Annotated in this window: 21 protein-coding genes; 20 read left to right on the top strand and 1 reads right to left on the bottom strand. The window is 53.9% G+C overall.

Features of this window, described 5'->3' with window-relative positions; all coding sequences use genetic code 11:
• The first annotated feature begins 85 nt into the window (after nucleotides 1-85).
• The 14 genes from MUU51_RS18080 to MUU51_RS18015 all read left to right on the top strand — a co-directional run bounded on the left by MUU51_RS18080 (nucleotide 86) and on the right by MUU51_RS18015 (nucleotide 15917).
• Nucleotides 86-778 (top strand): YetF domain-containing protein, encoded by a 693-nt coding sequence (locus MUU51_RS18080; RefSeq protein WP_159773328.1) that lies wholly within the window; start codon nucleotides 86-88, stop codon nucleotides 776-778.
• 178 nt (nucleotides 779-956) lie between these two features.
• On the top strand, nucleotides 957-2045 hold the full coding sequence (gene serC, locus MUU51_RS18075; protein WP_258968278.1) for a 3-phosphoserine/phosphohydroxythreonine transaminase: 1089 nt from the start codon (nucleotides 957-959) through the stop codon (nucleotides 2043-2045).
• 68 nt (nucleotides 2046-2113) lie between these two features.
• Nucleotides 2114-3397: a 3-phosphoshikimate 1-carboxyvinyltransferase gene (gene aroA, locus MUU51_RS18070; RefSeq protein WP_258968277.1), complete on the top strand. Its 1284-nt coding sequence runs from the start codon at nucleotides 2114-2116 to the stop codon at nucleotides 3395-3397.
• 144 nt (nucleotides 3398-3541) lie between these two features.
• Nucleotides 3542-4303: a metalloprotease LoiP gene (loiP, locus tag MUU51_RS18065; protein WP_258968276.1), complete on the top strand. Its 762-nt coding sequence runs from the start codon at nucleotides 3542-3544 to the stop codon at nucleotides 4301-4303.
• Between the two features lie 171 nt (nucleotides 4304-4474).
• Nucleotides 4475-5158 carry a (d)CMP kinase gene (gene cmk, locus MUU51_RS18060; protein WP_159753742.1) on the top strand — a complete coding sequence of 228 codons (684 nt, stop codon included), beginning with the start codon at nucleotides 4475-4477 and terminating at the stop codon, nucleotides 5156-5158.
• 124 nt (nucleotides 5159-5282) lie between these two features.
• Nucleotides 5283-6956, top strand: a complete 1674-nt coding sequence (gene rpsA, locus MUU51_RS18055; RefSeq protein WP_110509902.1) for a 30S ribosomal protein S1 — start codon at nucleotides 5283-5285, stop codon at nucleotides 6954-6956.
• A 129-nt stretch (nucleotides 6957-7085) separates the two neighbouring features.
• Nucleotides 7086-7370 (top strand): integration host factor subunit beta, encoded by a 285-nt coding sequence (gene ihfB, locus MUU51_RS18050; RefSeq protein ID WP_110509901.1) that lies wholly within the window; start codon nucleotides 7086-7088, stop codon nucleotides 7368-7370.
• Between the two features lie 237 nt (nucleotides 7371-7607).
• Nucleotides 7608-9869: a ComEC family protein gene (locus MUU51_RS18045; protein ID WP_258968275.1), complete on the top strand. Its 2262-nt coding sequence runs from the start codon at nucleotides 7608-7610 to the stop codon at nucleotides 9867-9869.
• A 36-nt stretch (nucleotides 9870-9905) separates the two neighbouring features.
• The gene (msbA, locus tag MUU51_RS18040) at nucleotides 9906-11654 is read left to right on the top strand and encodes a lipid A ABC transporter ATP-binding protein/permease MsbA (protein ID WP_159773318.1); all 1749 of its coding nucleotides are present in this window, start codon (nucleotides 9906-9908) and stop codon (nucleotides 11652-11654) included.
• Nucleotides 11651-12631 carry a tetraacyldisaccharide 4'-kinase gene (gene lpxK, locus MUU51_RS18035; RefSeq protein WP_159773316.1) on the top strand — a complete coding sequence of 327 codons (981 nt, stop codon included), beginning with the start codon at nucleotides 11651-11653 and terminating at the stop codon, nucleotides 12629-12631. The genes msbA and lpxK overlap by 4 nt, the downstream gene beginning before the upstream one ends.
• A gap of 41 nt (nucleotides 12632-12672) precedes the next feature.
• Nucleotides 12673-13902: a winged helix-turn-helix domain-containing protein gene (locus MUU51_RS18030; RefSeq protein ID WP_258968274.1), complete on the top strand. Its 1230-nt coding sequence runs from the start codon at nucleotides 12673-12675 to the stop codon at nucleotides 13900-13902.
• 54 nt (nucleotides 13903-13956) lie between these two features.
• The gene (ycaR, locus tag MUU51_RS18025) at nucleotides 13957-14139 is read left to right on the top strand and encodes a protein YcaR (protein WP_097163568.1); all 183 of its coding nucleotides are present in this window, start codon (nucleotides 13957-13959) and stop codon (nucleotides 14137-14139) included.
• Complete coding sequence (kdsB, locus tag MUU51_RS18020) at nucleotides 14136-14882, top strand: 3-deoxy-manno-octulosonate cytidylyltransferase (protein WP_159753724.1); 747 nt, start codon at nucleotides 14136-14138, stop codon at nucleotides 14880-14882. Before ycaR ends, kdsB begins: the two co-directional genes overlap by 4 nt.
• Before the next feature lie 141 nt (nucleotides 14883-15023).
• Nucleotides 15024-15917, top strand: coding sequence for a YcbJ family phosphotransferase (locus tag MUU51_RS18015; RefSeq protein WP_159773312.1), 894 nt, complete (start codon nucleotides 15024-15026; stop codon nucleotides 15915-15917).
• Here the strand turns inward: MUU51_RS18015 and elyC are convergent.
• The gene (elyC, locus tag MUU51_RS18010) at nucleotides 15897-16673 is read right to left on the bottom strand and encodes an envelope biogenesis factor ElyC (RefSeq protein WP_159773310.1); all 777 of its coding nucleotides are present in this window, start codon (nucleotides 16671-16673) and stop codon (nucleotides 15897-15899) included. The two genes, MUU51_RS18015 and elyC, sit on opposite strands and share 21 nt — an antisense overlap.
• Nucleotides 16674-16795: 122 nt before the next feature.
• Here elyC and cmoM point away from each other — a divergent pair, with 122 nt between their 5' ends.
• The 6 genes from cmoM to mepK all read left to right on the top strand — a co-directional run bounded on the left by cmoM (nucleotide 16796) and on the right by mepK (nucleotide 26768).
• Nucleotides 16796-17590: a tRNA uridine 5-oxyacetic acid(34) methyltransferase CmoM gene (gene cmoM / locus MUU51_RS18005; RefSeq protein WP_258968273.1), complete on the top strand. Its 795-nt coding sequence runs from the start codon at nucleotides 16796-16798 to the stop codon at nucleotides 17588-17590.
• Nucleotides 17583-18905 carry a chromosome partition protein MukF gene (gene mukF, locus MUU51_RS18000; protein ID WP_159753712.1) on the top strand — a complete coding sequence of 441 codons (1323 nt, stop codon included), beginning with the start codon at nucleotides 17583-17585 and terminating at the stop codon, nucleotides 18903-18905. Before cmoM ends, mukF begins: the two co-directional genes overlap by 8 nt.
• On the top strand, nucleotides 18886-19596 hold the full coding sequence (mukE, locus tag MUU51_RS17995) for a chromosome partition protein MukE (protein WP_258968272.1): 711 nt from the start codon (nucleotides 18886-18888) through the stop codon (nucleotides 19594-19596). The genes mukF and mukE overlap by 20 nt, the downstream gene beginning before the upstream one ends.
• Nucleotides 19596-24044 carry a chromosome partition protein MukB gene (gene mukB, locus MUU51_RS17990; protein ID WP_159773304.1) on the top strand — a complete coding sequence of 1483 codons (4449 nt, stop codon included), beginning with the start codon at nucleotides 19596-19598 and terminating at the stop codon, nucleotides 24042-24044. The genes mukE and mukB overlap by 1 nt, the downstream gene beginning before the upstream one ends.
• Before the next feature lie 184 nt (nucleotides 24045-24228).
• On the top strand, nucleotides 24229-26037 hold the full coding sequence (gene ldtD, locus MUU51_RS17985; RefSeq protein ID WP_258968271.1) for a L,D-transpeptidase: 1809 nt from the start codon (nucleotides 24229-24231) through the stop codon (nucleotides 26035-26037).
• Between the two features lie 179 nt (nucleotides 26038-26216).
• The gene (gene mepK / locus MUU51_RS17980; protein ID WP_166665188.1) at nucleotides 26217-26768 is read left to right on the top strand and encodes a peptidoglycan L,D-endopeptidase MepK; all 552 of its coding nucleotides are present in this window, start codon (nucleotides 26217-26219) and stop codon (nucleotides 26766-26768) included.
• The last annotated feature ends 12 nt before the right edge of the window (nucleotides 26769-26780 follow it).

The raw sequence follows: 26780 nt of genomic DNA, 5'->3' as shown, positions 1-26780 counted from the left end.
AGCAACGCTTTTACCGCCGACGCTTCTGCGTAAATAAAAGTTTTAGCTATGCTTTGACGCAGTGATCCCCTGTCAGAGCATAAAAATGCAAGCGTTTGATTTGCACCGTATGGCATTCGATAAAGTCCCCGCGGAATTTCTCGGGGAAGTGGCCCTGCGTAGCCTTTATACCTTCGTGCTGGTATTCCTGTTTTTAAAAATCACCGGACGTCGCGGCGTGCGCCAGATGTCGCTCTTCGAAGTGCTCATCATTCTGACGTTAGGCTCTGCTGCGGGAGACGTGGCGTTTTACGACGACGTGCCGATGCTGCCGGTATTCATTGTCTTTGTAACTCTGGCAGTGCTCTACCGGCTGGTGATGTGGCTGATGGCGCACAGCGAGAAACTGGAAGATTTGCTCGAAGGTAAACCGGTGGTCGTGGTGGACGAAGGGGAACTTGCCTGGGAGAAGCTGCAGGCAGAAAACCTGACCGAGTTTGAGTTTTTTATGGAGCTGCGCCTGAACGGGATTGAACACCTGGGCCAGGTCAAGCGGGCGATAATGGAGACTAACGGCCAAATCAGTGTCTACTTTTTTAGCGACGATGAGGTGAAAGCCGGTTTGCCTATCTTGCCCGGTGAGTGCGTTGAACGCTTCAAAACGATGCCTGAAGAGAATGACTACGCCTGCACACGGTGCAGCGCAATATTCCATATGCATGCAGGCGATCATCAAAAATGCCCTCGCTGCGCGCATCCCGAATGGGCCAAGGCCAGTCGAGCAAAACGCATCACCTGATAGCCAAATTGTCGGCATTGTGACGTCAATATGGCATATTCTGTTGTGTGAGCCTGGACACATTTTTTGGCTCGCGAGTATTAGCCATTGCGGCCTGTGTCACTGAATGGTAAAACCAATATCCACAGGAATAACTTATGCCTACGGGCTGATAACGTGTATAGCGTGGTGAGGGGAAATGACTCAGGTCTTTAATTTTAGTTCTGGCCCGGCAATGCTTCCGGCGGATGTGCTTAAACAGGCCCAACAGGAACTCTGCGACTGGCAGGGTTTGGGTACCTCGGTAATGGAAATTAGCCATCGTGGTAAAGAGTTCATTCAGGTGGCCGAAGAAGCAGAAAAAGACTTCCGCGACCTGCTTAAAATCCCTTCCAACTATAAAGTCCTGTTCTGCCACGGCGGTGGTCGCGGCCAGTTCGCGGGTGTTCCGCTGAACCTGCTGGGCGACAAAACCACGGCAGACTACGTGGATGCCGGTTATTGGGCAGCCAGTGCAGTAAAAGAAGCGAAAAAATACTGCACTCCAAACGTGATTGACGCCAAAGTGACCGTTGACGGTCTGCGTGCAGTGAAACCGATGCGCGACTGGCAGCTATCTGACAACGCGGCGTATTTGCACTATTGCCCGAACGAAACCATAGACGGTATCGCCATTGACGAAGTACCTGACTTTGGTAAAGACGTTGTGGTTGCGGCGGATTACTCCTCCACGATCCTGTCCAGCCCGCTTGATGTCAGCCGCTTTGGCGTGATTTACGCTGGTGCACAGAAAAACATCGGCCCGGCGGGTCTGACTCTGGTCATCGTGCGTGAAGATCTGCTGGGTAAAGCACACCCCGCCTGCCCATCAATCATTGATTACAGCGTGCTGAACGACAACGATTCGATGTTCAACACGCCGCCGACGTTTGCCTGGTATCTGTCTGGTCTGGTCTTTAAGTGGTTAAAGGCGCAGGGCGGTGTTGAAGTCATGAATCGTATCAACCAGCAAAAATCGGAACTGCTGTACGGTACTATCGATAACAGCGATTTTTACCGTAACGACGTGGCTGCAGCCAACCGTTCCCGTATGAACATACCGTTCCAGTTGGCTGACAGCGCACTGGATAAGCTGTTCCTCGAAGAATCTTTCGCCGCGGGCCTGCATGCATTGAAAGGCCATCGTGTGGTCGGTGGAATGCGCGCCTCTATTTATAACGCCATGCCGCTGGCGGGTGTTCAGGCGCTGACCGACTTCATGGAAGAGTTCGAACGCCGCCACGGTTAATGTTCCTGTTTTCATCCTCGCAGCGGGTCTGCGGGGTTTTTATTTTCTGCTTTTGAGAGTTGAGTTTCATGGAATCCCTGACGTTACAACCCATCGCGCATGTAGACGGCACCATCAATTTACCTGGTTCAAAAAGCGTCTCAAACCGCGCTTTGCTGCTGGCGGCTCTGGGCCATGGCACCACCGTTCTGAGCAATCTTCTGGACAGTGACGATGTGCGCCACATGCTCAATGCCCTGACCGCGTTGGGCGTTCAGTACACTCTGTCTTCTGACCGCACATGCTGTGAAGTGACCGGTAACGGTGGTCCGTTAAAAACAGAGGTGGCGCTGGAACTGTTCCTGGGTAATGCCGGAACGGCAATGCGCCCACTGGCGGCGGCATTGTGCCTGGGCAGTAACGATATCGTGCTGACCGGTGAACCGCGCATGAAAGAGCGCCCGATTGGGCATCTGGTTGATGCGCTGCGTCAGGGTGGCGCACAGATTGACTATCTTGAGCAGGAAAACTATCCGCCGCTACGCCTGAAGGGCGGTTTCGTGGGGGGCGAGGTCGCCGTTGACGGCAGCGTGTCCAGCCAGTTCCTGACGGCGCTGTTAATGACTGCTCCGCTGGCTGCGCAGGATACCGTTATTACCATTAAAGGCGATCTGGTTTCTAAGCCGTACATCGATATTACGCTGCATCTGATGAATACCTTCGGCGTGAAGGTGGAGAATCAGAACTATCAACGTTTTGTTGTCAAAGGCGGACAGCAATATCAGTCACCGGGTGCGTATCTGGTGGAAGGTGATGCTTCTTCTGCGTCGTATTTCCTCGCCGCGGGCGCTATCAAAGGCGGCACGGTAAAAGTAACCGGAATAGGTCGCAACAGCGTGCAGGGCGATATCCGCTTTGCCGATGTGCTGGAACAAATGGGCGCGACCGTTACCTGGGGTGATGACTTCATCGCCTGTACGGGCGCTGAACTGACCGCCATCGATATGGATATGAACCACATTCCTGATGCGGCGATGACTATCGCCACGGCCGCTCTGTTTGCCAAAGGCACAACGACGCTGCGTAACATCTACAATTGGCGTGTGAAAGAAACCGATCGCTTGTTCGCGATGGCGACAGAGCTGCGTAAAGTGGGTGCGGAAGTGGAAGAGGGCGAAGACTATATTCGCGTGACGCCACCAGCGCATCTGACCTTCGCAGAGATCGGCACTTATAACGATCACCGCATGGCAATGTGTTTCTCGCTGGTGGCGTTGTCCGACACGCCGGTGACCATTCTTGATCCGAAATGTACGGCGAAAACTTTCCCGGACTATTTCGAACAACTCGCTCGCATCAGTACCCCTGCCTGATATTGCCTCCTGCGCCGACCGTCTGGTCGGCGTAATTTTGTCCGCATCTGAACTTTTTTTGTCCATCCTCTACGCGTAATCTCGGCGGCGTTATTACGTGGTTCATTACCTGTTTTTACTTATGATTATCAATGGATGATGCAAATGAAAAATATGAAAACTCTATTGGCACTTGTTGTCGCTACTGGGCTGCTTGCGGGATGTAAAAATGGCGTGAACGGCGACATGATCGCCAGTTCGGGCATCTCGGCCTACAAAGCGGCCACCCTCTCGGATGCCGATGTGAAAGCGCTCAGTGCCGAAGGATGCAAACAGTCGGACAGCGAAAACCAATTGGCAGGCGCTAATAGCAAATACAGCAAACGTCTGAAGACGATTTCCAAAGCCCTCGGAAGCAGCATTGATGGCACGCCAGTGAATTATAAAGTTTACATCACGCCGGATGTGAACGCGTGGGCGATGGCGAACGGTTGTGTTCGTGTCTATTCCGGCTTAATGGATATGATGACGGATAACGAAATTGAAGGTGTACTGGGCCATGAAATGGGTCACGTTGCGTTAGGGCACTCTCGCAAAGCGATGCAAACCGCTTATGCAACCATTGCGGCGCGTGATGCAATTTCCGCGACCAGCGGCGTTGCTTCACAGCTCTCCCAATCACAGCTGGGTGACCTGGCTGAAGGGGTTATCAATTCCACGTTCTCCCGTAGCCAGGAATCTGATGCCGATAACTTCTCTTACGATCTGCTGAAAAAGCGTGGTATTAGCCGTCAGGGTCTGCTCACCGCTTTTGAAAAATTCACCACAATGGACGCCGGCCGTTCGAAATCAATGATGGATTCCCACCCGTCTTCTGCCGATCGTGCGCAGAATATTCGTGATCGTATCGCGGCCGATAATAAGTAAATCCTTGTTACCTTTCGGGCTGGTTCGCCGCCAGCCTATTATACTTGCCCAAATATTGTTCAATAGGTAGCCATTATTCCGCATTTTGCACGCAACATTAACGGACTGGCGCTTTGGCGAGTATAATGCGCGGCGTTTAAGTAAAAGACGCCCTGATTGAAGGAGAGTACGATGACGGCAATTGCCCCGGTAATTACCATTGACGGGCCTAGCGGTGCCGGAAAAGGCACGCTGTGCAAAGCCATGGCGGAAGCACTGCAATGGCACCTGCTGGATTCTGGCGCTATTTATCGCGTCCTGGCTCTGGCGGCATTACATCATCACGTCGACGTGACCTCCGAAGAAGCACTGGTCCCACTGGCGGCACATCTGGATGTTCGTTTTGTTTCTACCGACGGTAACCTTGAGGTTATCCTCGAGGGTGAAGACGTTAGTGGTGAAATCCGCACTCAGGAAGTAGCAAATGCGGCCTCTCAGGTGGCAGCGTTCCCGCGCGTACGCGAAGCGTTGTTACGTCGCCAGCGTGCATTCCGTGAAGCCCCGGGCCTGATTGCCGACGGACGCGACATGGGAACCGTGGTGTTTACCGATGCGCCGGTCAAGATTTTCCTCGACGCTTCCCCGGAAGAACGTGCCCAACGCCGTATGCTTCAGTTGCAGGAAAAGGGCTTTAGTGTTAACTTTGAACGCCTTTTGGTCGAGATAAAGGAACGCGATGACCGTGACCGCAACCGTGCGGTGGCACCGTTAGTTCCCGCTGCTGATGCTTTAGTCCTGGATTCAACACGATTAAGCATTGAGCAAGTGATTGAAAAAGCGTTACAATACGCGCGCCAAAAACTGGCTGCTGTCTGATTAAAGATAAGCGAGCCTCCGAATTTGTAGTACCCCCGCTGCAATGGATTGTGAGCGGGTATGTTAAACAACCCCATCCGACATGGTGTCAGGTGGACGTTAAATCTAACTTCGAAGATTAAACATGACTGAATCTTTTGCTCAACTATTTGAAGAATCCTTAAAAACAATCGAAACCCGTCCGGGTTCCATCGTTCGTGGTGTTGTTGTTGCTATCGATAAAGATATCGTACTGGTTGACGCCGGTCTGAAATCTGAATCCGCCATCCCGGCAGAGCAGTTCAAAAACGCCCAGGGCGAGCTGGAAATCCAGGTCGGTGACGAAGTTGACGTTGCGCTGGACGCAGTAGAAGACGGCTTCGGCGAAACCCTGCTGTCCCGTGAGAAAGCTAAGCGTCATGAAGCTTGGATCACGCTGGAAAAAGCATACGAAGACGCTGAAACTGTTGTTGGTGTTATCAACGGCAAAGTTAAAGGTGGCTTCACTGTTGAGCTGAACGGTATTCGTGCGTTCCTGCCAGGTTCACTGGTAGACGTGCGTCCAGTTCGCGATACGCTGCACCTGGAAGGCAAAGAGCTTGAGTTCAAAGTTATCAAGCTGGACCAGAAGCGTAACAACGTTGTTGTTTCCCGTCGTGCCGTTATCGAATCCGAAAACAGCGCAGAACGTGATCAGCTGCTCGAAAACCTCCAGGAAGGCATGGAAGTTAAAGGTATCGTTAAGAACCTCACTGACTACGGCGCATTCGTTGACCTGGGCGGCGTAGACGGCCTGCTGCACATCACTGACATGGCGTGGAAACGCGTTAAACACCCAAGCGAAATCGTGAACGTTGGCGACGAAATCACTGTTAAAGTGCTGAAGTTCGACCGCGAGCGTACCCGTGTTTCTCTGGGTCTGAAGCAGCTGGGCGAAGATCCATGGGTAGCTATCGCTAAGCGTTACCCAGAAGGTACCAAACTGACTGGTCGCGTGACCAACCTGACCGACTACGGCTGCTTCGTTGAAATCGAAGAAGGCGTTGAAGGCCTGGTACACGTTTCCGAAATGGACTGGACCAACAAAAACATCCACCCATCCAAAGTTGTTAACGTTGGTGATGTAGTGGAAGTTATGGTTCTGGACATCGACGAAGAACGTCGTCGTATCTCCCTGGGTCTGAAGCAGTGCAAATCTAACCCATGGCAGCTGTTCGCAGAAACCCACAACAAGGGCGACCGCGTTGAAGGTAAAATCAAGTCTATCACTGACTTCGGTATCTTCATCGGCCTGGACGGCGGCATCGACGGCCTGGTTCACCTGTCTGACATCTCCTGGAACGTTGCAGGCGAAGAAGCAGTTCGTGAATACAAGAAAGGCGACGAAATCGCTGCCGTTGTTCTGCAGGTTGACGCAGAGCGTGAGCGCATCTCCCTGGGCGTGAAACAGCTGGCTGAAGATCCGTTCAACAACTGGGTTGCTCTGAACAAGAAAGGCGCTATCGTTAACGGTAAAGTGACTGCAGTTGACGCTAAAGGCGCAACCGTAGAACTGGCTGACGGCGTTGAAGGTTACCTGCGTGCTTCTGAAGCATCACGTGACCGCGTTGAAGATGCAACTCTGGTTCTGAACGTAGGCGACGACGTTGAAGCTAAATTCACCGGTGTTGACCGTAAGAACCGTGCAATCAGCCTGTCTGTACGTGCTAAAGACGAAGCTGACGAGAAAGATGCAATCGCTACTGTTAACAACAAACAGGAAGAAAGCAACTTCTCCAACGCTATGGCTGAAGCATTTAAAGCAGCTAAAGGCGAGTAATCAGGTCACTCTTCACGAGTAACTTGACAGATTGCAGGATTCGTCCTGTAATCAACAACAAAGGGCGGCTACGGCCGCCCTTGTTCAAGCTGTTAGCTTATACTTTCCTGAAAGGAAACCGGAGGAATCATGACCAAGTCAGAGCTCATCGAAAGACTTGCAAGCCAGCAATCTCACATCCCTGCGAAAGCGGTTGAAGATGCTGTGAAAGAGATGCTGGAACATATGGCCTCTACGCTAGCCCAGGGCGAGCGCATTGAAATCCGCGGTTTCGGTAGTTTCTCTTTGCATTACCGCGCCCCACGTGTTGGGCGTAACCCGAAAACAGGCGATAAAGTCGAGCTGGAAGGTAAATACGTTCCGCACTTTAAGCCGGGGAAAGAATTGCGCGATCGCGCCAATATTTACGATTGAGTTATTGCAGGTTTCCGCAAAACTTGAACGAGATGAAAGCACCCACAGGGTGCTTTTTTCGTTTCTGGAATACGTACCTTTCGTGAGGTGGCCACCAGGGTTTTGGAACACGCCCCGGAAAGCACAATGCGCTCTTTGCAACAACATCGATTCCCTGGAAGCCTCCTCGCAACGTCTGTATTTGTCTAAAGACACACAAACTTGAAAGCATGAGACTGCTCGCGACAGGGAGGTGTCATGCGATTACCCACAATAGCCATCAGCGCCATCATCGGCATTTGCCCATTGTTTTGGTTACCCCAATTACCGTCGATAGATGTTGCTGGCACGATTACGTTAGGAGCAATTGCGTTTGTCATTAATGCCCGGCGCTTCAGAATCGTGGGGCTCACTGCGCTCTTTTTCTGCTGGGGTGTTTTTGCTGCGCAGAAGATTATCATTCCGGCAAATACGCTATCCGGGAGACCGCTACAGGCAGAAGTGGAGATCGCCGCCATAGACGGTGAAACCACATATTACGGCAAACTGCTGCGGATTAACGGCCAGCGACAAATCCCTGCACCAGGTATCGTTCTTTATGGTCAGGCACTGCCGGAAAAGGGCTGCGTGGGGCAAATCTGGCAAATGACCATTAAAGCCCGGGCAGTACACGGTTTACTCAATGAGGGCATGTTTGACGGTCAGCGCCATGCGCTTTCATTACATCGTCCATTAACCGGGCGCTTTACGCAGGCGAATAGAGTAGACGGTCAGTGCAGCATACGGTCGCAGTTAGTCTCCGCATTGGCGAACGCACTCGAACCTTATCCGTGGCAACACGTCATGCTGGCTTTGGCCGTTGGCGAGCGTGCAGATGTTCCCGCGGAAATAAAACGTCTGCTTCAAGAAACGGGAACCTCGCATCTGATGGCGATTTCCGGATTGCATATTTCTCTGGTGGCGATGATGGGTTGGGTCTTGATACGAGGTATACAGAGAGTGCTACCATGCCGCTGGATTGGCTGGCGAATGCCCCTTTGCGCCAGCTTTCTTCTGGCGCTGATGTACGCGTGGTTAAGTGGATTACAGCCTCCGGCTCTGCGCTCCATTATCGCGGCCGGAGTCTGGCTGCTGCTGCGCTTAAGTGGTCGTCGATGGACTCCATGGGAAGTATGGCTGTGCTGTATCGCCGCAATCCTGGTGTTGGATCCTTTGGCCATTCTGACGCAAAGCCTGTGGTTATCGGCTTTTGCCGTTGCAACGTTGATCTTCTGGTATCAGTGGATGCCACCCCTTCGCCTGCAATGTAACGTCATAATAAAGGGGCTGATTTCGTTAGTGCATTTACAGTTGGGACTGATGCTGCTTCTGCTTCCATTGCAAGTGAGCATATTTCACGGCATGTCCTGGACATCTCTGCCCGCCAATCTTGTGGCCGTGCCTTTGGTGACGCTGGGTGAAATTCCGCTTTTACTGGCCGGTGTTGTGCTGCATTTTACCGGACCGGCGACAATGGAAAATTATATCTGGCTGTTAGCCGATTGCCTGCTCGAAGGCTTGTTTTGGTTTTTGCGTGCACTTCCTCAGGGATGGCAAGATATCGATTATCGCTGGCAGGGCATTGTAGTGATACCGTGGCTGGTCATTATCCTCTGGCGACTCAATGGCTGTACGAGATGGCCTGCTTCAATACTGGCATGTGGAACTCTGCTTACTTTCCCACTCTGGCGCCAGCCACCACCTCAAACGTGGTCTGTAACCATGCTGGATGTGGGGCAGGGATTGTCCATCGTCATTACCCGAAACGGTAAAGCGCTGCTCTATGACACCGGGCTTGCCTGGCCCGGGGGGGACAGTGCTCAACAGCTCATTATCCCTTGGCTGCGCTGGCATCATCTACAGCCAGAAGGCATCGTTCTTAGTCACGAACATCTCGACCATCGTGGGGGGCTGGAAACGCTGCTGAAAACCTGGCCTGCACTGTGGGTCAGAAGCCCGTTACAGTGGGAAGGGCATCTCCCTTGTTTTCGAGGGGAAAGCTGGCGCTGGGAGGGACTGACGTTCCGTGCGGTCTGGCCACTGCCAGGCACAATGGATAAAGGCAATAACCGCTCGTGTGTCGTTCGGGTCGATGACGGGCGCTATAGCGTTTTATTGACGGGAGATATTGAAATATCGGCAGAAATGTCAATGCTCAGTCATTACTGGCAGCATCTTGCGTCTACACTTGTTCAGGTGCCACATCATGGCAGCTCGACATCGTCTTCGTTAGCATTGCTTCAACGGATTGATGGGCAGGCCGCGCTGGCTTCGATGGCGCGGTACAATGCCTGGCATTTTCCATCCCCAAAGGTGAAAACGCGTTACAGCCAACAGCATTATCGCTGGTTCGATACGCCTCACCAGGGACAGGTTACGGTCAACTTTTCACCAGAAGGTTGGCAAATCCATAGCTTACGCGATCAAATATACCCCCGTTGGTATCATCAGTGGTTTGGCGATGCTGGTGATAACGGGTAGAATGTGCGGCTATCTCAACATAAGCTGGTTTTTTGAATGCAGAACGACAAAGATCTCTCCACGTGGCAGACTTTCCGCCGACTTTGGCCAACGATTGCGCCTTTTAAAGCTGGCCTAATCGTATCGGCGGTCGCGTTAATTCTTAACGCTGCCAGTGACACCTTTATGCTGTCGCTTCTCAAACCATTACTGGACGATGGTTTTGGTAAAACGGATCGCTCTGTGCTGCTGTGGATGCCGCTGGTTGTGATCGGACTGATGATCCTTCGTGGTATCACCAGTTACGTTTCAAGTTATTGTATTTCCTGGGTTTCAGGAAAAGTGGTCATGACCATGCGCCGCCGCCTTTTCGGCCATATGATGGGTATGCCGGTCTCGTTTTTCGACAAACAGTCGACCGGTACTTTGCTGTCACGTATCACTTATGACTCCGAACAGGTTGCTTCATCTTCTTCCAGCGCGCTGATTACCGTCGTGCGTGAAGGGGCCTCGATTATTGGCCTGTTCATCATGATGTTCTGGTACAGCTGGCAGCTGTCGGTGATCCTTATCGTCCTGGCCCCGATCGTTTCTTTCGCTATTCGTATCGTCTCCAAGCGTTTCCGAAGCATCAGTAAAAATATGCAAAACACGATGGGGCAGGTGACCACCAGTGCGGAGCAAATGCTGAAAGGACATAAAGAAGTCCTGATGTTTGGCGGACAGGGTGTTGAGACCAAGCGTTTCGATAAAGTCAGCAATAAAATGCGTTTGCAGGGCATGAAGATGGTTTCTGCTTCTTCAATCTCTGACCCTATCATTCAGCTGATTGCGTCGCTGGCGCTGGCCTTTGTTCTCTATGCGGCGAGCTTCCCGAGCGTGATGGAAACGTTGACCGCGGGTACCATCACCGTCGTGTTCTCTTCGATGATTGCGCTGATGCGTCCACTGAAGTCTCTGACTAACGTCAATGCCCAGTTCCAGCGCGGTATGGCTGCATGCCAGACACTGTTCGCTATCCTCGATACCGAGCAAGAAAAAGACGAAGGTACTCGCGTTGTTGAACGTGCGAAGGGTAATCTCGAATTTAAAGACGTCACCTTTACGTATCCAGGCCGCGAAGTGCCTGCGCTGCGTGACATCAATCTGCATGTTCCTGAAGGAAAAACAGTCGCACTGGTGGGACGTTCCGGTTCAGGCAAGTCTACCATCGCGAGCCTGATCACACGTTTCTACGATGTGGATAACGGGAGCATCGTGCTTGACGGGCATGATATTCGCGAATATACCCTGGCATCGTTACGCGACCAGGTGGCGCTGGTTTCGCAGAACGTTCATCTGTTCAACGATACCGTGGCGAACAACATTGCTTACGCTCGCACCGACCTTTACAGCCGTGAAGATATTGAGAAGGCCGCGACAATGGCCTACGCCATGGACTTCATCAATAAGATGGATAACGGTCTGGATACGGTAATTGGTGAGAATGGCGTGCTGCTTTCCGGCGGTCAGCGTCAGCGTATCGCCATTGCCCGTGCGCTGCTGCGTGATAGCCCGATCCTGATTCTGGATGAAGCCACGTCAGCCCTGGATACCGAGTCCGAACGTGCTATTCAGGCCGCGTTGGATGAACTGCAGAAAAACCGTACTTCTCTGGTGATCGCTCACCGACTGTCCACCATCGAAAAAGCCGATGAAATTGTCGTCGTCGAAGATGGACGCATCGTTGAGCGCGGTAGTCACCAGGATTTGCTGGAACATCGCGGCGTGTATGCTCAGCTGCATAAAATGCAATTTGGGCAATGATCGCACGTATCTGGTCTGGCGAATCCCCGCTTTGGCTGCTGCTGTTGCCGCTCTCCTGGCTATATGGCCTGGCGAGCGGCGTCATTCGTCTCAGCTATCGTTTAGGTATTAAGAAAGCCTGGCGTGCGCCGGTTCCGGTTGCGGTGGTGGGGAATCTCACCGCAGGCGGTAACGGTAAAACGCCAGTAGCTATCTGGCTGGTGGAGCAACTTCAGCAGCACGGCATTAAAGCGGGCGTCGTTTCTCGAGGCTACGGCGGCAAAGCATCCCATTATCCGTTGCTGTTAACGGCAGACACCACCACTGACGAAGCGGGCGATGAACCGGTGTTGATTTATCAACGTACCGGGGCGCCCGTCGCCGTTTCCCCTGACCGCAGTGAGGCTGTTCAGGCATTGCTGGCAGCTCACGACTTGCAAATCATCATCACCGACGATGGTCTCCAGCATTATCGTCTCGCACGTGATGTTGAAATCGTTGTGATTGATGGTGTCCGTCGTTTTGGCAATGGCTGGTGGTTACCCGCCGGTCCGATGCGCGAACGCGCTTCACGTCTGAAAAGCGTGGATGCGGTTATCGTCAATGGCGGCGTACCGCGTGCGGGTGAAATCCCGATGCAGCTGCGCCCTGGCATGGCCGTTAACCTCAAAACGGGCGAAAAACGTAGCGTCTCTTTGCTGAAGGACGTTGTCGCTATGGCCGGAATTGGTCATCCTCCGCGTTTTTTTGCCACCCTTGAAAGCTGCGGCGTGCAGCCGGTGAAAACTGTCGCGCTGGGCGATCATCAGGCGTTAAGCGCAGCGGATGTACAAGCGCTCGCGGAACAGAAACAAACGCTGGTAATGACGGAAAAAGACGCGGTCAAGTGTCGCGCTTTTGCCGAAGAAAACTGGTGGTATTTACCGGTGGACGCCGTCTTTGACGACGAGCAGGCTCCACGGTTGATTCAGAAACTGGTGAGCCTGGCACAACGCTAGCGTATCGCACGCGGCGCAGGCAGAGCTGACGAGGACTTCGAATGTCAGAAGTAACGCTTTCACTAACTGCCGCACGCCATCTTCATCTTGCCGCTCAGGGGTTACTCAAAAAGCCCCGTCGTCGCCCGAAACCGGGTGACATTCTTTCTACCATTCAGCGTATGTCCTTACTGCAAATCGACACCATCAACGTCGTTGCGCGCAGCCCCTGGCTGGTGTTATTCAGTCGCCTGGGCAGTTTTCCATCACAATGGCTGGACGAGGCGTTAAACCGGGGAGAGCTGATGGAGTACTGGGCCCATGAGGCCTGCTTCTTACCGAGAAGTGACTTTTCACTGATGCGCCATCGAATGCTTTCGCCCGACAAGATGGGCTGGAAGTATCGTAAAGAGTGGATGGTGGAACATGCCGCTGAAATAGAGCTGCTCATCGAACACATTCAGCAAAACGGGCCGGTTCGCTCGGCGGATTTTGAGCATCCCCGTAAAGGTGCCAGCGGCTGGTGGGAATGGAAGCCGCACAAGCGCCATCTGGAAGGGCTGTTCACTGCCGGGAAAGTAATGGTAATTGGTCGCCATAATTTCCAGCGTATATATGATTTGACCTCCCGGGTGATGCCGCACTGGGACGACGAGCGTGATCTGCTCGCTCAGGAACAGGCCGAAGAATTAATGCTGCAAAACAGCGCCCGCAGTCTCGGGATTTTTCGCGGCCAGTGGCTGGCGGATTACTACCGTTTACGACAGCCTTCGTTGCCTGCTTTACTTGCACGCTGGCAAGAAGAGGGGCTAATAATTCCGGTTGATGTCAAAGGGCTTGGGCCGATGTGGCTGCATGCTGATTTACAGCCACTGCTCGAGGAAGCGCAGGCGGGAAAATTGACCGCCACCCACAGCGCGGTGCTTTCGCCATTTGACCCTGTAGTCTGGGACCGCAGGCGCGCTGAGCAGCTTTTCGATTTCACCTATCGGCTTGAATGCTACACGCCCGCACCTAAGCGCCAGTTTGGTTATTTTGTTCTGCCGTTACTGCACCAGGGAAAACTGGTGGGGCGAATGGACAGCAAAATGCACCGCAAAACCGGCGTGCTGGAAATCTTTGCCGTCTATTTGCAGGACGGCGTGCGGGTGAGCCAGACGCTGGAAAAAGGTCTGATGCAGGCCATCAATGATTTTGCGCGCTGGCAGGGTGCCGGACGCGTGGTACTCAACCATCGACCTGCTGAACTTTTCAACGCTCAGCCAAAGGGATGGGAAATTGACGCCGCATAAACGGGCTCTGTGCTATGCTGCGACAGATACTTTTTCGGTCCATCTGGAGGAACTATGGATCACCGCTTACTTGAAATCATCGCTTGTCCGGTCTGCAACGGGAAGCTCTATTACAGTCAGGATAAGCAAGAGCTTATCTGCAAACTCGACAGCCTGGCTTTCCCGCTGCGTGACGGAATTCCCGTCCTGCTGGAAAACGAAGCCCGTCCATTGAGCGCAGAAGAGAGCCATCCATGAGTTTTGTCGTCATCATTCCCGCGCGTTACGCGTCCACCCGTCTGCCGGGCAAACCGCTGCAGGACATTAACGGCAAGCCAATGATTGTGCATGTGCTTGAAAGAGCACGTGAGTCTGGCGCTGAGCGCATTATCGTTGCGACGGATAATGAAGACGTCGCGCGCGCAGTCGAGGCCGCAGGCGGCGAAGTGTGCATGACCCGCGCTGATCACCAGTCCGGGACCGAACGTCTGGCCGAAGTGGTGGAAAAATGTGGATTCAGCGATGACACGCTGATCGTCAACGTTCAGGGTGATGAGCCGATGATCCCGCCGGTCATCATTCGCCAGGTTGCTGAAAATCTGGCCGCCAGCCAGTCTGGAATGGCGACGCTCGCAGTGCCAATTCACGATGCGGAAGAAGCCTTCAATCCTAATGCGGTCAAAGTCGTGATGGACGCGCAAGGCTACGCGCTCTATTTCTCCCGCGCCACTATTCCGTGGGATCGTGACCGTTTCGCTCAAAGCCGTGACGCCATTGGTGACACACTGCTGCGCCACATTGGTATCTACGGCTACCGTGCGGGTTTCATTCGTCGTTACGTCAACTGGGCACCGAGTCCGCTCGAGCAAATCGAAATGCTCGAACAGCTGCGCGTGCTGTGGTATGGCGAAAAAATCCATGTTGCCGTGGCGAAAGAAGTCCCTGGCACTGGGGTTGATACCCCTGAAGATCTCGCTCGCGTGCGCGCAGAACTGCGCTAATCGCCTTCTCCCCTCCGCCCGGAGGGGAGTATTTCCCGCTCGGTATATCCTCTTTTTTACCCCGTTTTTGATCTTATCCGGTGACATCTCCGGCATCGGCGCTCATTATAAAAACAGTAGTCTTCATAGGGGTAACCAGATATGGAACAACTGCGTGCCGAACTGAGCCACCTGCTGGGCGAGAAGTTGAGTCGGGTGGAGTGTGTGAGTGAGAAAACGGACTCATCACTGTGGTCGCTATACGATGCTCAGGGACATCCAATGCCGCTGCTGGCCCGAAGTTTCACTACCCCGGGGCTTGCACAGCAGCTGGCCTGGAAAATTTCGACTCTGGCCCGCAGTGGGACCGTGCGTATGCCGGTGGTTTATGGCGTGATGACCCATGAAGAGCATCCTGGCCCGGATATCCTGCTGCTTGAACGGCTGCGCGGTGTGTCAGTGGAGGCTCCCGCCAGAACGCCGGATCGCTGGGAGCAGTTGAAAGATCAGATTGTCGAGGCATTACTGGCCTGGCATCGACAGGACAGCGGCGGCTGCGTCGGCACGGTCGACAGCACGCAGGAAAATCTCTGGCCGCTCTGGTATCGCCAGCGCGTCGAAATGCTGTGGAGCACGCTGAATCTCTACCCCAACACCGGGCTCACCATGCAGGACAAACGGATCCTGTTCCGCACGCGGGAATGTCTGCCCGCGCTGTTTGACGGTTTTAATGATAATTGCGTCATGGTGCATGGCAATTTTACGCTGCGCAGTATGCTGAAAGATTCCCGCAGCGATCAGCTGCTGGCGATGGTCGGGCCGGGCATTATGCTGTGGGCGCCGCGTGAGTACGAGCTGTTCCGATTGTCGGAGAGTGGGCTGGCGGAAGGTCTGCTGTGGCACTATCTCCAGCGTGCGCCAGTGTCTGAATCCTTCCTCTGGCGCCGCTGGTTGTATCTGTTGTGGGATGAAGTCGCTCAGTTGGTAAACACCGGGCAATTTAACCGTGCCAATTTCGATTTGGCGTCGAAATCTTTACTCCCCTGGCTCGCCTGAGCTGCCTTTTAGCCATTGCCAAATGCGGCCCAGTGTTTCATAGCCCACGCGGTCGCTATGCATCAACCAGACGGGAGAAGGGATCAGGCGCTCCCATGGATTGAGTGGTGATTCAATGGCCAGCTGATTGGCCGGAGCAGGCAGCGGATGCAGGCCCGCATGGCGGAAGAAAATCATCGCTCGCGGTAAATGTGAGGCGGACGTCACCAGCAGGAACGGCGCATCGCCAATTGCTGCTTTTACCGCAGCGGCTTCTTCTTCCGTATCTTTCGGTTTATCCAGCACGATAATATCGCTGCGCGGCACACCCATGCTCTCCGCTACGCGTGCACCGGCTTCCCCGGTACTCACGGGGTTGGTCTTCGCCGCTGCACCGGTGAAAATCATCCTGGCACCGGGATTGGCCTGCCATAAACGAATGCCTTCCGCCAGACGCGGCAGGCTGTTATTGATAAGATTTGAACTCGGTGCCCATTCAGGATTCCAGGTATAACCTCCGCCCAAAACCACAACGTAGTCGACGCGCTCCGTGCCTTGCCAGGTTGGATAGCTGTTTTCAATTGGCTTGAGTAACGCATCGGCGACCGGTTGCAGGCTCAGCAGCAACAGCGCCAGCCAACCAATACTAAGACAAATCTTACCACTACGCTGGAATCGGCTGAACCAGAGCAGCGCCAGGCCGAGCGCCATCAGTAACAGCAGCAACGGTAACGGTAAAATCATGCCGCCAATGTACTTCTTTAGCGTAAAAAGCATCCTTGTTGGTTCCTTTTTTGACCATCTGACAGGGGATATGCACGGATATTACACCAGATAGCTTCCCTCTCGCTGTGGGTATGACAAAATAGCGGTTTTGTGGCAGGCAAGTGGAGTCCAGCGTGCAGGATCGCAATTTCGATGGTATCGCGGAACGATTTTCGCGCAATATCTATGGCACGACCAAGGGCCAGTTGCGTCAGGCGATCCTCTGGCAGGATTTAGATATCCTGTTGGCGTCTTTTGGCGATGCGCCATTACACATTCTGGACGGCGGCGGTGGGGCCGGGCAAACGGCAATTCGGATGGCAGAACGGGGGCATCATGTTACCCTATGCGATCTGTCAGCTGAGATGATAGCCCTGGCAAAACAGGCTGCCGATGAGAAAGGTGTGAGCCACAACATGCATTTTGTACAATGCCCGGTGCAGGAGATTGCCGGACATTTGGAAAGGCCGGTTGATCTGATATTGTGCCATGCAGTGCTGGAGTGGGTGGTCAATCCGCAAGCGGTTTTAGACGCGTTGTGGTCGGTGCTGCGTCCGGGCGGCGCGTTGTCGTTAATGTTCTACAATGCTAACGGTCTGCTGATGCATAACATGGTGGTGACGAACTTTGATTACGTCGAAGCCGGCATGCCGAAGACCCGAAAACGTAAGCTTTCGCCGAACTACCCACGCGAACCACAGCAGGTATATCAGTGGCTGCAAGAGTCCGGCTGGCTCATAACCGGCAAAACCGGTGTGCGGGTCTTTCATGATTATTTGCGTGAAAAACATAAGCAGCACGAGCGTTACGAACAGCTGCTGGCATTAGAAACACGCTATTGCCGTGAGGAACCCTGGATTAGCCTGGGTCGCTATATTCATGTCACCGCGCTCAAACCGCAGGTAGATACAAGGACTAACAATGAGTGATTTTTCCCAGACAGTCCCCGAACTGGTTGCCTGGGCCAGAAAAAATGATTTTTCGATCTCGTTGCCGGTCGACAGGCTTTCGTTCCTGATGGCCGTAGCAACGCTGAATGGCGAACGGCTTGAAGGCGAGCTTACCGAAGGTGAGCTGATTGATGCTTTCCGTCACGTCAGTGATGCGTTTGAGCAAACCAGCGAAACCATCAGCGTGCGCGCAAACAACGCGATCAACGATATGGTGCGTCAACGTCTGCTGAACCGCTTTACCAGCGAAATCACCGAAGGCAACGCCATCTACCGTCTGACGCCGCTTGGCATCGGGATTACCGACTACTACATCCGCCAGCGTGAATTCTCAACGCTGCGCCTGTCGATGCAGTTGTCTATTGTCGGTGGCGAGCTCAAACGCGCGGCAGATGCCGCCGATGAAGGCGGCGATGAGTTCCACTGGCATCGTAACGTCTATGCCCCATTGAAATATTCCGTTGCGGAAATCTTTGACAGCATCGATCTTACGCAGCGTCTGATGGACGAACAGCAGCAAACGGTCAAAGACGATATCGCGCAGCTGTTGAACAAAGACTGGCGGGCGGCGATTTCCAGCTGTGAAATGCTCCTGTCAGAAACTTCCGGCACCCTGCGCGAACTGCAGGATACGCTGGAAGCCGCGGGCGACAAGCTGCAGGCCAACCTGCTGCGGATTCAGGATTCCACCATGACGTACGACGATCTGCATTTCGTCGATCGTCTGGTGTTCGACCTGCAAAGCAAACTCGACCGTATTGTCAGCTGGGGCCAGCAGGCTATCGACCTGTGGATTGGCTACGACAGACACGTGCATAAATTTATCCGTACCGCCATCGATATGGATAAAAACCGCGTCTTCGCTCAGCGTCTACGCGTTTCGGTACAGAACTACTTCGATGCGCCGTGGGCGCTGACCTATGCGAACGCTGACCGTCTGTTCGACATGCGTGACGAAGAGATGATGCTGCGTGACGAAGAGGTGACCGGGGAACTTCCACCGGACCTCGAATACGAAGAATTTAACGAAATCCGTGAACAGCTGGCGGCACTTATCGAAGAGCAGCTGGTTATCTACAAAAATAAAGGACTGCCGCTGGATTTGGGCCTGGTGGTGCGCGAATATCTCGCACAATACCCGCGCGCCCGCCACTTCGACGTTGCGCGGATCGTGGTCGATCAGGCCGTTCGTCTGGGCGTAGCACAAGCAGATTTCACCGGACTGTCGCCGAAGTGGCAGCCGATTAATGATTACGGAGCCAAGGTACAGGCACATGTCATCGACAAATATTGAACACGTGATGCCAGTTAAGCTGGCGCAGGCCCTGGCCAATCCGTTATTCCCGGCGCTAGATAGCGGCCTGCGTTCTGGCCGTCATATCGGTCTGGACGAGCTGGACAACCATGCCTTTTTGATGGATTTCCAGGAGTATCTGGAAGAGTTTTACACCCGCTATAACGTGGAGCTGATTCGTGCGCCGGAAGGTTTCTTCTATTTGCGCCCGCGTTCCACCACGCTCATTCCGCGTTCTGTGCTGTCCGAAGTGGACATGATGGTCGGTAAAATTCTCTGTTATCTCTACCTCAGCCCGGAGCGCCTGGCGAATGAGGGGATTTTCACCCAGCAGGAACTGTACGACGAACTGATGAGCCTGGCGGATGAAGCCAAGCTGCTGAAGTTGGTGAATAACCGCTCCACCGGTTCGGATCTCGACAGACAAAAACTGCAGGAAAAAGTGCGTTCCTCTCTGAATCGTCTGCGCCGTCTCGGCATGGTGTGGTTTATGGGGCACGACAGCAGCAAATTCCGCATCACAGAGTCGGTCTTTCGCTTCGGCGCTGACGTCCGCTCTGGCGATGATGCCCGCGAAGCGCAGCTGCGCATGATCCGCGATGGTGAAGCGATGGCGATTGAAAACCATCTGCAGCTCAATGACGAGAACGACGATGCGCAACCGGACACGGATAGCGGGGAGGAAGAATAATGATTGAACGCGGTAAATTTCGTTCATTAACCCTGATTAACTGGAACGGTTTTTTCGCCCGAACCTTTGATCTCGATGAACTGGTGACCACGCTTTCGGGCGGTAACGGTGCCGGTAAATCCACCACGATGGCGGCGTTCGTTACGGCGCTTATCCCCGATCTGACGTTACTGCACTTCCGTAACACCACCGAAGCCGGTGCGACCAGCGGTTCCCGCGATAAAGGTCTGCACGGTAAGCTGAAAGCCGGTGTCTGTTACTCGATGCTCGACGTGATGAACTCGCGTCATCAGCGTGTGCTGGTGGGCGTCCGTTTGCAACAGGTTGCCGGTCGTGACCGCAAAGTGGATATCAAACCGTTTGCTATCCAGGGTCTACCGATGTCCTTCCAGCCAACCGAGCTGGTGACTGAAACGCTGAACGACAGACAAGCACGCGTGCTGACCCTTCAGGAGCTGAAAGATAAGCTCGAAGGGATGGAAGGCGTGCAATTCAAGCAGTTTAACTCCATCACCGATTATCACTCGCTGATGTTCGATTTGGGTGTTGTCGCCCGTCGTCTGCGTTCGGCGTCAGACCGTAGTAAATACTACCGTCTGATTGAAGCCTCGCTTTATGGCGGTATTTCCAGCGCCATTACCCGCTCGTTGCGCGACTACCTGTTGCCTGAAAACGGCGGTGTGCGTAAAGCGTTCCAGGATATGGAAGCGGCGCTGCGTGAAAACCGCATGACGCTGGAAGCGATCCGCGTCACTCAGTCGGACCGTGATCTGTTTAAGCATCTTATCTCCGAAGCCACAGACTACGTGGCGGCGGACTACATGCGCCATTCGAACGAACGTCGCGTGCATCTTGATAAAGCCCTAGAATTCCGTCGCGAACTGCTGTCGTCACGTCAGCAGCTCGCCGCTGAGCAGTTCAAACATGTCGATATGGCGCGTGAACTGCAAGAGCACAACGGTGCTGAAGGCGACCTGGAAGCAGATTACCAGGCGGCCAGCGATCACCTGAACCTGGTTCAGACCGCGCTGCGCCAGCAGGAAAAAATCGAGCGCTATGAAGCGGATATCGATGAATTGCAGATCCGCCTCGAAGAACAAAATGAAGTGGTGGCCGAAGCCACCGAACAGCAAGAAGAAAACGAAGGCCGCGCTGAAGCCGCTGAGCTGGAAGTGGATGAACTGAAAAGCCAGCTGGCCGATTACCAGCAGGCGCTGGACGTGCAGCAAACTCGCGCCATTCAGTACAATCAGGCTATGCAGGCACTGCAGCGCGCGAAAGAGCTTTGTCATCTGCCGGACTTAAGCCCGGACAGCGCCGACGAATGGCTCGATACCTTTAAAGCCAAAGAGCAGGAGGCCACGGAAAAACTGCTGTCTCTCGAACAGAAAATGAGCGTAGCGCAAACCGCGCACAGCCAGTTCGAGCAGGCATACCAGTTAGTTGCCGCCATCAATGGTCCATTGGGCCGTGATGAAGCGTGGGAAGTGGCCCGTGATCTGCTGCGTGAAGGCGTGAATCAGCGCCATCTGGCAGAACAGTCTACCGCCCTGCGCGGTCGTCTGAACGAACTCGAACAGCGTCTGCGTGAACAGCAGGATGCCGAACGTCTGCTGGCCGAATTCTGCAAGCGTCAGGGTCGTCACATTGAGATCGACGACCTGGAAGCGCTGCACATGGAGCTGGAAGAACGTATTTCTTCACTCTCCGACAGCGTGTCCTCCGCTAGCGAACAGCGTATGACGCTGCGTCAGGAACTGGAACAGCTGCAAAGCCGCACCAGGACGCTGCTGCAACGCGCGCCGATTTGGCTCGCGGCACAAAGCAGCCTGACTCAACTGTGCGAGCAGAGCGGGGAAGCGTTCGAATCCAGCCAGGACGTTACCGAATTCATGCAGCAGTTGCTGGAGCGCGAGCGCGAGGCGATTGTTGAACGCGATGAAGTCGGCGCCCGTAAGCGTGCGGTTGATGATGAAATTGAACGTTTAAGCCAGCCAGGCGGCTCGGAAGATCCGCGCCTGAATGCGCTTGCCGAACGTTTTGGTGGCGTTCTGCTGTCAGAGATTTACGACGACGTCAGCCTCGAAGATGCGCCATACTTCTCCGCGTTGTACGGCCCGTCGCGCCACGGAATTGTGGTGCCGGATCTGTCGCTGATCGCCGAACAGCTGGAAGGGCTGGAAGATTGCCCGGAAGATCTCTATCTCATTGAAGGGGATCCATCGTCCTTTGATGACAGCGTGTTCAGCGTCGACGAGCTGGAAAAAGCGGTTGTCGTCAAAGTCGCCGATCGCCAGTGGCGTTATTCACGCTTCCCGACGCTGCCGTTGTTTGGCCGTGCGGCGCGTGAAAACCGTATTGAAGCGCTGCACGCCGAGCGTGAAATTCTGTCAGAACGCTTTGCGACCCTGTCGTTTGACGTGCAGAAAACTCAGCGTCTGCATCAGGCGTTCAGCCGCTTTATCGGCAGCCATTTAGCCGTCGCGTTTGAAGCGGATCCGGAAGCGGAAATTCGCAAACTCAATACTCGTCGCGGTGAGCTGGAGCGTGCGCTCAGCAATCATGAAAATGATAACCAACAGAGCCGGGCGCAGTTTGAACAGGCGAAAGAGGGCGTTTCCCAACTTAACCGCCTGCTACCGCGTCTGAATCTGCTGGCTGACGAAACCCTCGCTGACCGCGTGGATGAAATTCAGGAACGTCTGGATGAAGCGCAGGAAGCCGCGCGCTTTATTCAGCAGCATGGTAATCAGCTGGCGAAACTTGAGCCGGTTGTGGCGGTTCTGCAGAGTGACCCGGAACAGTACGAGCAGCTGAAAGAAGACTTTGCGTATTCTCAGCAGGTGCAGCGTGATGCACGTCAGCAGGCATTTGCTCTGACCGAAGTTGTGCAGCGCCGCGCGCACTTTGGTTACACGGATTCGGCGGAAATGCTGAACGGCAACACAGACCTGAACGAGAAGCTTCGCCAGCGTCTGGAGCAGGCCGAAGGTGAACGTACCCGCGCCCGTGAAGCGCTGCGTAACCATGCGGCACAGCTCAGCCAGTACAGCCAGGTGATGGCGTCGCTGAAAAGCTCCTACGACACCAAAAAAGAGCTGCTGACCGACTTACATCGCGAATTGCAGGATATCGGCGTACGTGCCGACAGCGGGGCGGAAGAGCGTGCGCGTTCTCGTCGTGACGAGTTGCATACGCAGCTGTCGAACAACCGTAGCCGTCGTAATCAGCTTGAAAAAGCATTGACCTTCTGCGAAGCGGAGATGGATAACCTGACCCGCAAGTTGCGTAGCCTCGAGCGTAATTACCTCGAAATGCGTGAGCAGGTGGTCAGCGCGAAAGCGGGTTGGTGTGCGGTGATGCGTCTGGTGAAAGACAACAACGTCGAACGCCGTCTGCACCGTCGCGAGCTGGCATATCTCTCTGCCGACGATCTGCGTTCGATGTCGGATAAAGCGCTGGGTGCGCTGCGTTTGGCGGTGGCGGATAACGAACACCTGCGCGATGTGCTGCGCATGTCCGAAGATCCGAAACGTCCTGAGCGTAAAATCCAGTTCTTCGTGGCGGTGTATCAGCACCTACGTGAGCGTATTCGTCAGGATATTATTCGTACCGATGACCCGGTTGAAGCCATCGAACAGATGGAAATTGAGCTGGGCCGCCTGACAGAAGAACTGACAGCGCGTGAGCAGAAGCTGGCGATCAGCTCCCGCAGCGTGGCGAACATCATTCGCAAGACCATTCAGCGCGAACAGAACCGTATTCGTCAGCTCAACCAGGGACTGCAAAGCGTATCGTTCGGCCAGGTTAACAGCGTGCGTCTGAACGTTAACGTCCGCGAAACACACTCCACGCTGCTGGAAGTGCTTTCCGAGCAGCACGAACAGCATCAGGATTTGTTCAACAGCAACCGTCTGACCTTCTCCGAAGCGCTGGCGAAGCTGTATCAGCGTCTGAATCCGCAGATTGATATGGGCCAGCGTACGCCGCAAACCATCGGTGAAGAGCTGCTGGACTACCGTAACTATCTCGAGATGGAAGTCGAAGTTAACCGTGGTTCTGACGGCTGGCTGCGTGCGGAATCGGGCGCGCTGTCGACCGGTGAAGCTATCGGTACCGGGATGTCGATACTGGTGATGGTGGTACAGAGTTGGGAAGATGAAGCCCGACGTCTGCGTGGCAAAGATATTTCGCCATGCCGTCTGCTGTTCCTTGATGAAGCGGCTCGTCTGGATGCCCGTTCCATCGCCACGCTGTTTGAACTGTGTGACCGTCTCGAAATGCAGCTGATCATTGCGGCACCGGAAAATATTAGTCCGGAAAAAGGCACAACCTATAAACTGGTACGTAAAGTCTTCCAGAATACTGAACACGTTCACGTGGTCGGCCTGCGTGGTTTCGCGCCTCAGCTGCCGGAACCCTTACCCGGAACGGCAGAGGCGTCTTAGCGCTAAATAGTTATTTTTAAACAAGGGCGACAGTGATGTCGCCCTTTTTGTTATCCCTTTTAGGGTGGAGAAGGGTATTATCTTTAATCTTCTTTACATTTGGTCAGGCAAAAGTATTTTTGTCTTTATATACTGAGAGTAAGCCCCGACTGATGTGGGCAGCAATGAAAACAGGGGGCAAGGGATGTCACTCGATAAATCTAATGGTCGTCGGCTGTCAGCGCTGAGTTTATGCCTGATGCTGGCATTTGCTCCGCTGTTTAGCGTTCAGGCCGACGAGCCTGAACTGGTACCAACAGACAGTTCAGCCACACTGAGCGATACGTCACAAGCGTTGGCGCAATCAGACGGCCAGGCACCTGCCGTTGCGATGATGGCTGGCATTCAACCGCTCCCAGAAGGGGCTGCGGCGAAAAGTCGGGCTGATATTCAGTCACTCTTGCCTGCCAGTTACACACCGATTTACATGAATCAGCTGTCTGCGCTGTACGCGGCGCGACAGATGAAACCCATGTGGGAAAACCGTGAAGCGGTTCAGGCGTTTCAGCAGCAGCTTGCTGAAGTGGCTATCGCCGGTTTTCAGCCACAATTTACCCAGTGGGTCGAACTGCTAACCGATCCGGCGGTCAGTGGGATGGCACGTGATGTTGTGCTGTCAGACGCCATGATGGGTTATCTCCAGTTCATCAGCAGTATTCCCGTGCAGGGCAACCGTTGGCTGTACAGCGATAAACCGTACACGTTATCTACGCCACCGCTGTCAGTGATTAACCAGTGGCAGCTGGCACTGGATAACGGGCAGCTGCCGCTATTTGTTGCAGGGCTGGCCCCGCAGCATCCGCAGTATGCGGCCATGCATCAGGCGTTGCTGACGCAGCTGACCGATTCACGTCCGTGGCCGCAATTAACCAGCACCAGCAAACTTTCTCCGGGTCAGTGGAGCAAAGATATTCCTGCACTGCGTGAAATCCTGCAGCGTACGGGGATGATAGACTCTACGCCAAATATCGCCCTGCCGGGGGATAACCCGGTGGTGAGCCCGTCTGCGATTCCTGCGAAGAAAGTCAAAGGCAACGGTACGGCTCCGGCGGTTTACGACCGACAGCTGGTGGACGCAGTGAAGCGTTTCCAGACCTGGCAAGGGCTGAGTGCCGATGGCGTTATCGGACAATCAACGCGTGACTGGCTGAACGTCAGTCCTGCACAGCGTGCGGGCGTGCTGGCGCTAAATATTCAGCGTCTTCGCCTGCTACCGGGCAAACTTTCCACCGGTATCATGGTGAATATTCCCGCCTATTCGTTGGTCTATTACCTCGACGGCAATCAAGTTTTGGCTTCGCGGGTGATTGTCGGTCGTCCTGATCGTAAAACACCGATGATGAGCAGCGCGTTAAACAACGTGGTGGTGAACCCGCCATGGAACGTGCCTTCAACGCTTGCCCGTAAAGACATTCTACCGAAAGTCGTTAACGATCCCGGTTATCTGGACCGTCACGGTTACACCATGATGCGCGGCTGGAACAGCAAAGAAGCCATCAACCCGTATCAGGTCGACTGGTCGACGATCACGGCGACAAATCTGCCGTTCCGCTTCCAGCAGGCACCGGGTGTACATAACTCATTGGGCCGCTATAAATTCAATATGCCGAGCTCTGATGCGATTTATCTACACGATACGCCGAATCACACGCTGTTTCAGAAGGACACTCGCGCGCTGAGTTCCGGCTGCGTGCGCGTCAATAAAGCATCTGAATTGGCCAACATGCTGTTACAGGATGCAGGCTGGAATGACACACGGATTTCTGATGCCCTGAAACAGGGTGATACGCGATATGTCAATATCCGCCAGAATATCCCGGTCAACCTCTACTACCTGACGGCGTTTGTTGGGGCGGATGGTCGGGCACAATATCGTACAGATATTTACAATTATGATCTCACCGCGCGATCTGGCGCACAAATTCTGCCAAAAGCGGAACAATTAATCAGGTAAATGAAGAAGTTCAGATAATTCAGGTGTCGTATAAATTAGCCAATAGGGGGCCGTATCGCTACAGGCCCCGTATTGACTGGGGTTAGGGAGCCTTGACGTCGACGTGTGTGGCAGTTAAGGTGCCCTTCGTGCGCCAGAAGTGCATAAATAACGATCACTTACTTGTAGACCTGATTATCATGGACAAATTTGACGCTAATCGCCGCAAGTTGCTGGCGTTAGGTGGTGTTGCGCTAGGCGCAGCGGCCATCTTGCCTACGCCAGCATTTGCCACCCTCTCGACACCACGCCCGCGTATTTTGACGCTCAATAACCTGCATACCGGTGAGTCGCTCAAAGCGGAGTTTTTCGATGGCAGAGGCTATATTCAGGATGAATTAGCAAGACTCAACCATTTTTTCCGTGACTATCGCGCGAATAAAATGAAATCCATCGATCCAAAACTTTTTGATCATCTGTACCGCCTTCAGGGACTGTTGGGGACCAACAAGCCCGTGCAGCTTATTTCCGGTTATCGTTCACTCAATACCAACGATGAGTTGCGCGCGCACAGCCGCGGTGTAGCGAAACACAGCTATCACACCAAAGGCCAGGCGATGGATTTTCATATTGAAGGCGTTTCGTTAAGCAATATTCGCAAAGCTGCGTTATCTATGCGCGCAGGTGGTGTAGGATATTACCCACGTAGTAACTTTGTGCATATTGATACCGGGCCGGTGAGGACCTGGTAACGAAACAGGAGC

Origin of the sequence: Scandinavium manionii, from assembly GCF_024764775.1 — a bacterium.
Classification (GTDB): domain Bacteria; phylum Pseudomonadota; class Gammaproteobacteria; order Enterobacterales; family Enterobacteriaceae; genus Scandinavium; species Scandinavium manionii.
Note: the sequence above shows the minus strand (reverse complement) of the source record. Positions and strands in the feature narration are given on the sequence as shown.